The 13,003-nt window shown below is 68.7% G+C and carries 8 protein-coding genes; 4 read left to right on the forward strand and 4 right to left on the reverse strand.

All coding sequences use genetic code 11. From position 1 onward, the window contains the following. Positions 1-19 precede the first annotated feature (19 nt). Both SACE_RS38440 and SACE_RS25620 read right to left on the reverse strand, forming a co-directional pair. The gene (locus tag SACE_RS38440) at positions 20-268 is read right to left on the reverse strand and encodes a hypothetical protein (protein ID WP_009950312.1); all 249 of its coding nucleotides are present in this window, start codon (positions 266-268) and stop codon (positions 20-22) included. Positions 269-598: 330 nt separating this feature from the next. Next, positions 599-862: an acyl carrier protein gene (locus SACE_RS25620; RefSeq protein ID WP_009950311.1), complete on the reverse strand. Its 264-nt coding sequence runs from the start codon at positions 860-862 to the stop codon at positions 599-601. A gap of 107 nt (positions 863-969) precedes the next feature. On the opposite strand from SACE_RS25620, the gene SACE_RS25625 reads away from it, so the two are divergent. The 3 genes from SACE_RS25625 to SACE_RS25635 all read left to right on the forward strand — a co-directional run bounded on the left by SACE_RS25625 (position 970) and on the right by SACE_RS25635 (position 8,578). Beyond that, on the forward strand, positions 970-2,091 hold the full coding sequence (locus tag SACE_RS25625) for a ketoacyl-ACP synthase III family protein (protein ID WP_197537716.1): 1,122 nt from the start codon (positions 970-972) through the stop codon (positions 2,089-2,091). A 71-nt stretch (positions 2,092-2,162) separates the two neighbouring features. Next, complete coding sequence (locus SACE_RS25630; protein WP_011874676.1) at positions 2,163-7,355, forward strand: type I polyketide synthase; 5,193 nt, start codon at positions 2,163-2,165, stop codon at positions 7,353-7,355. Next, positions 7,352-8,578 (forward strand): cytochrome P450, encoded by a 1,227-nt coding sequence (locus SACE_RS25635; protein ID WP_011874677.1) that lies wholly within the window; start codon positions 7,352-7,354, stop codon positions 8,576-8,578. The genes SACE_RS25630 and SACE_RS25635 overlap by 4 nt, the downstream gene beginning before the upstream one ends. 300 nt (positions 8,579-8,878) lie before the next feature. On the opposite strand, the gene SACE_RS25640 is transcribed toward SACE_RS25635, so the two are convergent. Further along, on the reverse strand, positions 8,879-9,334 hold the full coding sequence (locus SACE_RS25640) for an SRPBCC family protein (RefSeq protein WP_009950307.1): 456 nt from the start codon (positions 9,332-9,334) through the stop codon (positions 8,879-8,881). 240 nt (positions 9,335-9,574) lie between these two features. Here SACE_RS25640 and SACE_RS25645 point away from each other — a divergent pair, with 240 nt between their 5' ends. Then, positions 9,575-12,109: an ABC transporter substrate-binding protein gene (locus tag SACE_RS25645; protein WP_009950305.1), complete on the forward strand. Its 2,535-nt coding sequence runs from the start codon at positions 9,575-9,577 to the stop codon at positions 12,107-12,109. A 103-nt stretch (positions 12,110-12,212) separates the two neighbouring features. Here the strand turns inward: SACE_RS25645 and SACE_RS25650 are convergent, their stop codons facing one another. Next, complete coding sequence (locus SACE_RS25650) at positions 12,213-12,899, reverse strand: TetR/AcrR family transcriptional regulator (RefSeq protein WP_009950303.1); 687 nt, start codon at positions 12,897-12,899, stop codon at positions 12,213-12,215. Positions 12,900-13,003: the final 104 nt, after the last annotated feature.

The raw sequence follows: 13,003 nt of genomic DNA on the forward strand, positions 1-13,003 counted from the left end.
CGCCCATCGTGGCCCCGAATCAGCGCGTTTCCCCGCCGGACATCCCGGAAGTCACCCCAAGCGCCGAACACTTGCAGAGGGCGAAAGTCGCCGACGTCCGGTAGCGCGACCACTCACGATCCCGCACCGCCGAACTGCTACGCCTGGGCCGGGAACCGAAGATGGCCCCGCCCATGCCCCACATCTGCCGCTGCTGCTCCCGCGGAAGCAGCCGTCCGGCCAGCAGCGCGCCGAAGAACCGGTTCAGGTCGCCGACCGTGGAGACCATGCTTCTCGCCGCCCAGTGTGCAACACCAAAATCCCGCTCGAAGCAAGCCCTCGAGCGGGATTTTGCCCCCAAGTCTCCAACCATTGCCTGTATTCATTTCAGTCTTGTGTGGAGCCGTGAATCTAACTACCCTCGACCAGCACACTGCGCGGCTAACGAGTAGAGGGGGTGAAGTGCCACATGGAAAGCGGCATACGCGACGTGACCACACCCGGGCCCTCGAGATGGCGCGTGAGATCCTGACGATTCGCGACGGCGCGAGTCCTGTGCGGATTTATCCGAGGACGGAGAGAGACGTTTCTCCCCCTTGCCGCCGCCTCCTCGTCGCTGCTATTTCGCTTCGCTCGACAGGCCGACCACCATCTTGGCGATAGTGTGCACATCGTGGAAGTCGTCCCGGTTCACGTGCTCGTACGGGATCTCCACGGCCAGCTCGTTGCGGATGAAGTTGATCAGCATCGCCAGCCGGAGCGAATCCAGCACCCCATCGCCGAAGAGGGCGGTGGAGTAAGTGAATTCCTCTGGAGGGTCCTCAGTCAGCAGGTGCCTGCGGATATAGTTTCCCAACTTGTCCTCGATCTCGTCTACGCGCACGGCATCCCTCTCGAAAGCCAGGGTTTCAGAAATAGATTCCAGTCCTGGGTGGACAGTGAATCCGCTGGGGCGTGATACTACGCTCCAGCGTTGGGCGATGCAAGACGATGCATTCGCTGCAAACTTACCTTGAGAGACAGACCCTTCATGTGGATACTTTCCCGCGTTCAGGGTCGGAAGGGGGCGCACGCGTGCGTGCTTCCGAAACGTTCATCAGCAGTTTGGGCGCTTACATCCCCGAGCGTGTGAGCGTCGATGACGCGGTGCGGAAGGGCTGGTATTCCGCCGAGTCGAGGCGGCTTCAGGAGTTCACCAGCGTCGCGGTCGCCGACGGCATATCCGCGCCGGAGATGGCGTTGCACGCCGCACGTGACGCGATGGAGCGCGGCGAGCACACTCCGGATGAACTCGACCTGTTGCTGTACTGCGACGTCTGGCACCAGGGGCCCGATGGCTGGCAGCCGCAGTACCTCTTGCAGCGCGAACTCGTCGGCGGGGACGCGCTGGCCGTGGAGATCCGCCACGGGTGCAACGGCATGTTCAGCGCGCTCAGCCTGGCGTCGGATCACCTGCTCGCCACGGACGGCCGGTCGGCCGCGCTCCTGGTGGGTACCGACAACTTCGGCACTCCGCTGATCGACAGGTGGTCGGCGAGCACGGCTTTCATCGTGGGCGATGCGGCAAGCGCCCTGGTGCTGAGCAAGCGGCCGTCCGCGGTGCAACTGCTGTCGGTGAACCTGCTGTCGGTGCCGGAGGTGGAACAGACGCACCGCGGTGGTGAGCCGCTGTTCCCGCCTGGAGCCACCGTGGGGCGGGAACTGGACTTCGACGCGCGGGCCGAGCACTTCCAGCGCGCTGCCCGGGAAGACGAGGGCGGCACCCTAATGTCGCTGAAAATCCGGCAGCGTCTGCTGCAGACCGTTCACCGCACCTTGGTGGAAGCTGATATCGACATCAGCGACATCTCACGGGTCGCGTGTGCGCACTACTCGCGGGAACTGGTCGAACAGTGGTTCCTGGGTGCGGTGGACATACCGCTGTCGCGGTCGACGTGGACCTACGGCCGGACCATCGGCCACGCCGGTTGCAGCGACCAGTTCCTCGCGTTGCGAAACCTCATCGCCACGGGGCAGGTGCGCCGAGGAGACCACGTGCTGCTGCTGGGCGTCGGTCCGGGGGTGACGATCGCCGCCGCGGTCGTGAGGATCGTCGCCGACTCGGTCAAGTGAGCACCGCGATCGGGAGGACCTGCGGGGCCTTCGATCAGATGGAACATCTCGACTCCGGAGAGGAAACCGTCATGAGCACGCAGCCGGATGCCCCAGAACCGATCGCGGTAGTGGGAATCGGGTGCCGCTTACCCGGGTCGGCCAACTCAGCGGACGCCTTATGGGACCTTCTCGCCGCTGGTCGCGACGTCGTTGGTGAGGTGCCGGACGACCGATGGCGGGACTACCTGGCCATGGGCCCGGCCTACGCGGCGGCAACTCGGCGGACACCCAGGCGCGGCGGCTATCTCGACGAAGACATCGCCTGGTTCGACAACGAGTTCTTCGGTGTCACCCACAGGGAGGCCGAGACGATGGACCCACAGCATCGCATGATGCTGGAGGTCACGTGGGAGGCGCTCGAACACGCGGGTATTCCGCCGTTGACGCTGGCCGGCCGGCAGGTCGGTGTCTACACCGGAGTGATCAACGACGACTACGGCCGCCGTTTGCTGGAAAACCTGCCCGACCTGGACGCGTGGGTGGCCATCGGAGTGGCGAACTCCGGCGCGGCCAACCGCGTGTCCTATGCCCTGGACCTGCGCGGTCCCAGTCTCGCGGTGGACACCGCGTGCTCTGCCTCGCTCACCGCGGTGCACCTGGCCTGTCAGAGCCTGCGAGCGGGGGAGTCCGAGCTCGCGCTGGCCGGCGGTGTCCAGCTGATCGCCGCCCCTGCCTGGTCGCTGTCCCTGGAGGCAGGGGGGTTCTTGTCGCCGGTGGGGTTGTCCAAGGCGTTCTCCGGCGATGCCGACGGCTACGTGCGAGGCGAGGGCTGCGGTGTGCTGGTGCTCAAGCGGCTCGCCGACGCCGAACGCGACGGCGACCGGATCTTGTCCGTGGTATTGGGCACTTCGGTGATCCATGACGGTCGCTCCGAGAACTTCGTGGCGCCCAGCGAGGCCGCCCAGCAAGCCATGGCGCGGCAGGCGTGTGCGGAGGCGGGGATCGAACCGAACACGGTGGACTACGTCGAGGCGCACGGCACCGGCACACGGCGCGGCGACCGTACCGAGGTCGTGGCGCTCAGCACTGTCTACGGGGCTGGACGCCCTGCGGATGACCCGTGCCTGATCGGTTCGGTGAAGACCAACATCGGTCATCTGGAGGCCAGTGCGGGAATCGCGGGCGTTATCAAGGCCGTGCTGGCGTTGGGACACGACCACATCCCGCCCAGCCTCCACAACTCGTCGCTCAACCCAGCGGTCGACTGGGAGACGGCGGGCATCAAGGTGGTTACGGAGCCGACGGCGTGGCCACGGCGCTCCCACCCGCGGCGTGCCGCGGTGTCCAGCTTCGGTTTCGGCGGCACCATTTCGCACGTGCTCCTGCAACAGGCGCCTGATCGCCGCCCAGCGGCGGCCGTGCCCTCCAGCACGACCCCGAACACGAATACGAGCACGGTGTTCCCGTTGTCGGCACGCTCCGAATCGGGTCTCCGCCGGAATGCGGCCCGGCTCGCCGACTGGCTCCGCGGGCCGGGTGCCGATACGGCGCTGGCGGACGTCGGCCACACGCTGGCCCTGCGGCGCTCGCACCTGACCCACCGGGCCAGCGTGGTCGCCGCGGACCGCGATGAGCTGATCAACGGTCTGCGCAACATCGCCGACGGCGAGCTGGCGCCAGGAATCGCCACCGGAACCACCGACGCCGTTCCCCGCGCGGTGTGGGTGTTCTCCGGGCATGGCTCGCAATGGGCGGGCATGGGACGGGAACTGCTGAACGCGCAGCCCGTGTTCGCCGGCGTGATCGACAAGATCGAGCCGGTGTTCGCCGAGGAGAGCGGGTTCTCGCTGCGCGAGGCCCTGCGTGAAGGCGAGTTCGCCGGAGTCGGCCGGACCCAGATGCTGATCTTCGCGATGCAGGTGGCGCTGGCGGAGGTGTGGCGCGCGCATGGCGCCGCACCGGACGCGGTCATCGGGCACTCGATGGGCGAGATCGCCGCGGCCGTCGTGTCCGGTGCGTGCACCCTCGAAGTCGGGGCGCGGCTGATCAGCAGACGCTCCGGTCTGCTGTGGCGTGCTGAAGGCAAGGGCACGATGGCGACCATCAACCTGCCGTTCGACGAGGTCGCCACCAAGCTCGCGGGTCGCGACGACGTGGTGGCCGCGATCTCGTCGTCGCCGAGGGCATCGGTGATCTCCGGCGACGTCGGCGCGGTCGAGTCGCTCGTGGGAGACTGGGAAGCCGCGGGCCTGCTCCCGCGCCGGATCAATATTCAGATGGCCTCGCACAGCCCGGCCATGGATCCACTGCTGGCCGACCTGCGGGAGGCAATAGCCGACCTTCCCGTCGGCGAGCCGCTGATCCCGATGTACAGCACCAGCGCCACCGATCCGCGGTCGAAGGGCGTGCTGGACGGCGAGTACTGGGTTGGCAACCTGCGCCGGCCGGTGCGGTTGCGGGAGGCCGTGGAAGCAGCCGTGGCCGACGGCTACGGTGCGTTCCTCGAAGTCGCGCCGCACCCCGTGGTGGGCAACCCGATCAGCGAGACGGTGTCCGCGCTGGGCCGCGAGGATGTGTTCGTCGGGCTTACCCTGCGCAGGGGACATCCTGAGCACGAGACCCTGATGGGCAGTATCGGCGAAGCACATTGCCACGGTATTGACGTGGACCTGGGATGCCTGTACCTCGAGGGGGAACTGGCAACCCTGCCGTCCATGCAGTGGCTACGCCAGCCGCACTGGCGCGACTTCGCCCCGTCAGGCGCTGTCGAGCAGGCCAACCACGTCGTGGACTCGCATTCCCTGCTGGGCGCGGCGACGACCGTCGCGGGCAGCTCGATGCGGTTGTGGCGGACCTTCCTCGACGGTGACAACCGCCCGTACCCCGACAGCCACCCCATCAACGGCGTCGAGATCGTTCCGGCATCAGTGTTGCTCAACACCTTCCTGGGAACCGCAAGCGGGGCTGTCCCGGCTGTGCTGACCGATGTGCGGTTCCGGGTGCCGCTTGTCGCCGACGGCGACGGCAAGGAGATCCAGGTCGCCCGTGATCAACGGCTGGTGCTGGCCGTGCGAGACAGGGACGCTGAGCATTGGCTCACCTGCGTCACGGCGTCCGTGGCTCCTGCCTCGCCGCACGGGGCGCTGCCCGCCACCCTGCCCGCGCCGCCGGATGAGCTCTCGCCCGCCGACCCGGGCGAGATCCGGGCCACGCTGACCGCGACCGGGGTGGACGGTACGGCGTTCCCCTGGGAGGTCGAGAAGTTGGAGCGTACGGGGCAGCTGCTGCGCGTGAGCGTGCGGCACGACCTCGCGACCACGTGGGCGCCGATGCTGGACGCGGCCCTGACGGTGGCCGCTCACGCCCTCTCGGACGGCATCACACCGCGGATGCTCGCGCACGTCGGCGAGGTGCGGATCAGCGGTGAACCGGTCGCGGACGCCGTGATTCAGGCGATCGTCGACCAGCAGCGGGACACTGTGACCTTGCTGCTCGCTGACCGCGACGGCACCGTGCGTGCGCGGATCAGCGATGTGAGCTGCGCTGAGGTCGGTGGTGGCAGGCTGGGTTCGGCCGACGCGGCGGACCTGGTGCACGAGCTGGCGTGGCGGCCGGTGGAGTTCTCACCCGCGTCCAATCAGCCGACCGGTGTGGTTTTCGTCGGCGCCGACCTGCTGTGCGCACCCTTTGCCGCCGCGGGCCTGCGCTGCACGGCTGTCAGCGACCCCGGCGAACTGATCGACGCACTGGACGCGACGTCTCACGTATGCGTGCTCCCGCCGTTGCCGGGCAGCGACGACGAGGTGCCCCACGCCGCTGGGCACGCGGCCGACCTGCTCCTCTCGACCGCGCGTGTGCTGGCCGGAGCGGATCTGGCACGCAAGCCTCGGTTGTGGTGCCTCACCATGGGCGTCAGGGAAGCAGAATCGGAAGCCCACCTCGCGCATGCACCGCTGTGGGGCGCCGGACGCATCGTGGGTGCCGAACATCCCGAGCTGTGGGGTGGCATCGTGGACCTGAATCACGAGGACCTCGACAGCGTTGCCCCGGTGCTGACCGGCATCTTGTCCGCTGACCCGCGCGAGGACGTGATCAGCCTCCGCCAGGACGGCCTGTCTGCCGCGCGGCTGGTGCCCACCACCAGGGAACCCGCTGGTGAACCGGTCCGCTGCCGCCTTGACGGCACCTACCTGATCACGGGCGGTCTCGGTGGGATCGGTCTCGAGATCGCGCAGCGGCTGGCCGACCACGGCGCGCGTCGCATCGTTCTGGCCGGCAGGCGCCGGTTCCCCGAACGGAGCACGTGGGACCGCGTGACCGATGCCGCCGTGCGTGGTCGGATCGAGTGGATCCGCGCGCTCGAAGCCCAGGGAGTGACCGTCAAGGTCGTCGCGCTCGACATCGCCGACGCCGAGGCGGCGGCCCGTGCACTGGCCCCGGACGCACTGGGATTGCCGCCGATCAGGGGCGTCGTGCACGCGGCAGGCGTGCTCGGTGACCGTTTGGTGGACGAGGTCGACCGCCAGGCGCTGAACGACGCATTGCGCCCCAAGGTGTCCGGCGCGTGGACGTTGCACCGGCTCTTCCCGCCGGGAAGCCTGGACTTCCTGGTGCTTTTCTCCTCCAACGGCTACCTGTGCAGCATGCCGGGACAGGCCATGTACGCGGCCGGCAACGCGTTCCTGGACTCCTTCGCCACGCACCGCCGATGCAGCGGCGCAGCGGACACCGTCAGCATCGGATGGTCGTTGTGGCGAGGCAAAGGCATGGCGGGCAACAAGGTCGTCGAAAGCGAACTGCGCGCCCGCGGCATCGGTGACACCACGGCGGAGGAAGCGCTGCAGGTGTGGGACCACATCGACCGATGCGGACCCGGCTATTTCGCCGTGATGCGCACACTGCCACCCGGCGACGAGCCGCGGGTGTCGTTGCCGCTGCTCAGCGAGACCATGGACGTGCAAGCGCGGTCCGAGGCGGACGCGGGCCCGGCTGAATACCGCCACCTCGACCCCGAGCGGTTGCACGAGTGGCTGACGGTCGAGGTCGTCAAGCTCATCGCGGCGGAGATGCGGCTGCACGCCGACGAGCTGGACCCGACGGCGTCCCTGGTCACTCAGGGATTGGACTCGGTGATGTCGCTGGTGTTGCGTAGGAGGCTTGAAAAGCGGTTCGGTCAAAGCCTGCCCGCCAACCTGCTGTGGCACAAGCCGACGGCCGCCGCGATCGTCGACCACCTGAGTGGTCTGCTGTCCGACAACGTGCGGGAGGGAGCGGCATCATGACCGCCGGCACCAACAACGCCGGTCGCCTTGGTGCGTTGGCCGAGGCTGTTCTGGGCTACAACCCGGTAGATCCCGAGTACCACGCCAACGCGCATGAGCATCACCGGCGTATGGCAGAGCGTGGCCCGATATTCCGCACCCCCGGCGGAATGTGGACCGCCGTGTCGCATGCAGCGTGCTCGGCCGTGTTGCGTGACGACAGATTCGGGCACGACCCCGGGAGTGCGGCGCAGAACCTGTTCGACTCGACGCAGCGTCCGAGCGTGGCACAGCGCTCGTTCGAGTTCATGGACGGCCCGGACCACAGTCGGCTGCGCAGGCTGGTCAACCGCGCGTTCACGGCGCGCAGGGTTGAACGGCTGCGTCCGGCTGTAAGAACACTGGCCGACCAGCTGCTCACGGATGTGAGCGGTCGGATCGACGTACTCGCGGACTTCATCCTGCCGCTGGCGATGACCACGATCGTGGACATGTTGGGCGCGCCCACCGAGGACAACCATCTGTTCCGCGCGTGGGCGGAACCGATCGTGCGGGGACTGGACCCGGACTTCCTGCTTTCCTCCTCGGAGCTGGCCGCGCGGGAACAGGCCAACGCCGAGTTCGCCGAGTACTTCGACCGACTGGTGGCCTTGCGCCGGGCCGAGCCGAAGGACGATCTGATCAGCGCCCTGATCGCGGTCGAGGACGACGGCGTCGTCCTGAGCGGCAACGAGCTGATCTCGATGTGCCTGCTGCTGCTCGCCGCTGGACACGAGTCCATCATGCATCTGGTCGGCAACGGCACAGTCGCCTTGCTGCGCGACGAGGATCAGCTCGAGCACTTCCGCGGCCACCCCGGCGAGGTGACGAACGCGGTGAACGAGCTGCTGCGCTACGACCCACCCGTTGTACTGCTGGTGCGTACCGCGCTCGCCGATGCCGAGGTGCTCGGGAACCGCGTTCGCCGTGGCGAAATCGTGTGGCTGCAGATCGGTGCGGCCAATCGGGACCCTGCCGTTTTTCCCGACCCGGACCGCCTCGACCTCACCAGGGACACCGGTGGCAGCCTGGCTTTCGGGCTGGGTATTCACTTCTGCATCGGAGCTTCGCTGGCCCGGCTGGAGGCCGCGGCCGCGTTGTCCGCCCTGCTGCACCGCGATGTCGCTCTCGCCTCGGAACAGCTGGTCCACCAGAAGAACGTTGTCATCCGCGGGTATGAGGAGGTACCCGTGGTTCTGAGATGAGTGTCAGCGCCTCGGCGTTGACGTCGATAGGACGTCCTCGGCGGCCTCCGACAGGGCATTCGCGGTTGTTGAGCTCGTGATCCGAAAGAGATCCGCTGCCCGCCTCACGGCAGGGCAGCGGATCTCTTTCGCGACTCGATCGTATTGGTCCAGGACGACCAGGTCAGCGTGGAAGCCCCCGCGCCGGCCCGCCCCCCTATGCCGTACTCCATACCCGCCACGAACCTTTGGCCCGCTGGACCAGCGCATGTCCCGCCTGCCATCGCGGAATCCCGTTACACAGGAGGAACCAACGAAGCTCTACCAACCCGCGTCGCCGGTCTCGACGTAGGACTTGAGCCTGCGCAGGGCCTTCTCGATCGACTTGCGGTTGTTGGCGAACAGCGGAATCCGCCCAACGACACCGGGAATCGGCACCCTCGAGTAGTCGAAAGTCTCGGTGACCTTCGTGCTGGACCCGCCGACCGGTTCCAGCTCGTAGCGCCAGCGGTGCGGGCCGAAGTGCTTCCAGGCGATCCGGCGGTTCTCCTCGTATTCCACGACGGTGTTGCTGATGCGGTAGCGCAAGCCCAGCTTCATCCGCATGCCGAACTTCGAGCCCAGCACCAGGCGGTCCGGGCCGCTGATGCCTTCGCGAAGGGTGCCGGAACCGTCGATGAGCGGGTGCTTGCGCGGGTCGGCCAGGAGGGCGAACACGTCCTCCGGTTTCGCGTCCACGACAACGCTGCTGGAGACCGAGTGGTGGTTCTGCGCCATGCGCCGACCCTACGCCGGAGTAACCGACCGCTGCCGTGAGGCGACGCACACCCCCGCGCGTGCCCGTGTGCCCGGCGGACAGTCGGGTGCATCGGATCCGCCGGTCGCAGCAAGGCCGTGGCGACCCGGGCGGTCGTCGGCACCGAAGCCTGCTCGGTTTCCGGCGGTATCCATACCGATCCCTTACCCCGTGCGGGTACTGTCCGGTCTTTACGTGTTCGCCGTCACCTGGGGGTCGCGATGTCGGAAACGCAGGCGGGCAGCGGCATGTCGGCCGCGGACCTGCTTCGCCTCGTCGGGCCGCGATGGGTCCGCCCGCGCAGGCTCGGCCGCATCCCCGACCAGCCGATCGTGCACGCCGTGCGCGAGACCGCCCCGGGCATGCTGGCCGACCAGCTCTCCGACCACCTCGCCACGATCGTCCCGCACGCCGAGCTGCACGTCGGCGACGCCGCCCGCGGCACCGAACGGGAGCGGTCGGTGCAGGTCCGGACGCTGCTGGACACCGCCGTCCTCGGACTGCGAGAGCACGACTCCTGGCCGCGCATCGGACGTCTCCAGTTCCCCCGCTACGCGCTGACGAGCTGGCTGCTCAAGCAGAACCTGCGCCCGGCGGAGCTGAACCACGCCCCGCACAGCAACATCCGCGACCTGCTGCACGACTTCCTCAACAGCAGGCGCAGGCCCGGGCGGGGCAAGCAGAACGCGCGGGAGGCGGCGGCCTGGACGTCGATGACCGAGCAGCTTCCGTGGTACCTGTTCCTGCTGTCGCTGGTGGCGTTCCCGTTCTACTACGCGCTGTGGGTCCGCCGGGGCAAGGTGCCGCGCTGGTTCCTGCGCCAGCAGTACCTGGCGCCGCGCGAGTCGGCCGACTTCCCCAGCTTCGTCCGCCGCCTGATCACCACGCCCTCGGAGCGGGAAAGCGCCGAGCAGGTCCGCAGGCTGCTGGTGCACGCCTTCCTCAGCGACCTCTCCGACTCGCACTCGCGCCGGCTGTGGCGCTGGCGCTGGGTGCCCAAGGACTGCTATCCGGTGCTGCTGCTGAAGGATCTGCGGCCCGGCACGATCGGCGAGACCCTCGTGCGTCTGGTCAACAACGTCCGCAACGAGACCGGCGCCCGCGACCCGCTGCTGGTGGTGGCCACCGGCGAGCAGCCGCTGGAGGACGGCGAGACGCCCAGGGCTCCGGTCACCCTGGAGCAGTGGGAGCGCGACCTGCAGGCGGCGCGGCGCAAGCGTTCGCCCACCGCCTGGTACGTGCCGCTGCGGATCGCCGACGAACCCGCCGACGCCCTCGACTACGACCGCTTCGGCGCGCTGGGACGCGCGCACCTGCCGCTGAAGCGCTCCAAGCTGGTGCGCCGCACGCCGCTGCTGCTGGTGCTCCTGCTGCTCGTCGGCTCCACCGCCGGTTACGCCGGCTACCTCCGGACCCACTGCGGGCAGTGGTGGCCGTACCAGAACTCCGACATCGGCGAGGTCGACGGCGAATGCATCGGGGTTTCCGACACCACCAGCACCTCCCGCTTCTTCTCCGCGCACGACGCGCGCATGGTGGCGGCGCAGGAGAAGATCGCCGAGCAGAACGAGGAGGCCGAGCGGCGCTGGGAGGACCAGCCGAACCTGCCGCACCCCACCGTCGTCTACTTCAGCACCTTCCCCAGCTCCGACGACGATCCGCCGACGCTGGCCGGCATCGCCGACGAGCTGGACGGAGTCGCGGTGATGCAGCGGGAGTCGCTGGGGCGCAACGTGCTCATGAAGGTGGTGCTGGCCAACGGCGGGCTGCGGATGAAGCACGGGCCGCGGGTCGCCGCCGACGTCGCGGAGCTGGTCGGACGCGACGACTCGGTGGTGGCGGTGGCCGGGCTCGGCGGGAGCTGGCAGGCGACCGTGGACACGATCGAGGCGCTGGAAGCCGAGGGGGTGCCGATGGTCGGCACCACGATCTCCGCCGACCTGCTGTCCGAGTCGAGCCCGCTGTTCTACCAGGTGGCCCCATCCAACGCCTGGGAGGCGAAGGTCGTGGCCAACTACATCGCCGCCGGGCCGGTCGACCCGCGCACCGGGGCGCCGAGGCGGCCGGACAACGTCCTGATCTACTCCAACCCGCGCGACCTCTACAGCCACGACCTCGCCCAGCTCACCGCGGGCGAGCTGCGGGCGCGCGGCATCGAGCCGATGCCGGACAGCGACCGGATCCCGTGCGGCAAGCAGAACCTGGTGTTCTTCGCCGGGCGGGCCAACGACCTGGCGACGTTCCTGACGAAGATGCCGCCCGAGTGCGGGAAACCGGAGAACTACCCGCAACTGCTGGCCGGTGACGACACCAGCAAGCTCGTGCTCGACGACGCGATGGACGACCACGAGGGCGTCGTGCTCGACCACGTGTCCTTCACCGGCCGCAGCGCGTGGGACCCGCAGAGCCAGCAGGGCACGCCGCTGCGCGGACGCGGACTGCTGGCCCGCGACGCGCTGGAGGTCATCGCGCTGGCGGTGCAGACGATCACCGGCATGGACGGGGACAACCCGGCGCCCACCCAGCGCACGCCGGTCACCGGCGGCACGGTGTGGCGGGGCATCGGCAAGGCGCCGTTCGTCGGCTCCAGCGGGACCATCGACTACGGGGCGGGCGGGCAGATCCCGGTGGACAAGTCGATCTCGATCCTGCGCGTCACCGGCGGGGCGGGCACCCCGCCCGAGGACGAACTGGTCTGCGGCCGCTTCCAGCGCGACCCGGTCGCCCACCGCGACCCCCGCTGCCCCGTGCCGTGAGCCGTCGCGGGCTGTGCCGTGAGCCGTCGCGGCCTCGGACCGGATGCCTCGAACTCGGCTGCGGGCAGGCGGTTTCCGGTGAGGTGCAAGCGGCCTGGACGGTTCACCCGTCGCCGCGCTCGGCGAGGCGGGCCTCGAAGCCGTCGAGGATGGAGCGCAGACCGAACTCGAAGGTGTTGTCGGGTGCCGCGGCGTAGTTGACGGCGGCAGGGGTGCCGATGCGCTCGCGCAGGCGCGGGAACTGCTCGGCGATCTCCGCGCTGCGGGCCATGGTCTCGGCGAGCCGCTGTTCGGCGTTGCCCCCGTCGCGGTTCAGCCGCCGGGTCAGCGAGACCTGCGCCGCGGGCCCGAGGGCGCTGCCGAGCACGAAGATCAGCACGGTGGCCGCCGCGCGGTCGGCGTCGTCGGGGGCGAAACCGGCCTTCTCGTAGATGGCGAGGGTGTGCTCGTCGCGGCGGGCCTTCGCCGGCCCGGAGAGCAGATAGCTGCCGAACGCCTGCCCGAGCCAGGGGTGCCGGACGAGCATCGCGTGCGTGCTCGTGGCCACGGCCGTCGCGGCGGACCGCCAGTCCGCGGAGTCCGGATCGGGCAGCTCCACCTCGTCCCAGATCGCATCGCCCGCGAGCTGGACCAGCTGCTCCTTGGTCGCGATGTGCCAGTAGATCGCCGTGGCCGCGACGCCGAGCCGTTTGCCCAGGCTGCGCATGTTGAGCCCGTCCAGTCCCTCGTCGTCGAGCAGTGCGATCGCGGCGCGCACGATCTGGTCTGCGGTCAGCGTGTCTCGCGGCATGACCGAAAGCCTAGTTGAACAATGTTCAGGGCATTGCTTGAACTTTGTTCAAGAAGGGTCTATGTTCTCCCTTGTACTTAGTTCAGTCGCTCGGAGGGGGACCC

This window comes from Saccharopolyspora erythraea NRRL 2338 (genome assembly GCF_000062885.1).
GTDB classification, from domain to species: domain Bacteria; phylum Actinomycetota; class Actinomycetes; order Mycobacteriales; family Pseudonocardiaceae; genus Saccharopolyspora_D; species Saccharopolyspora_D erythraea.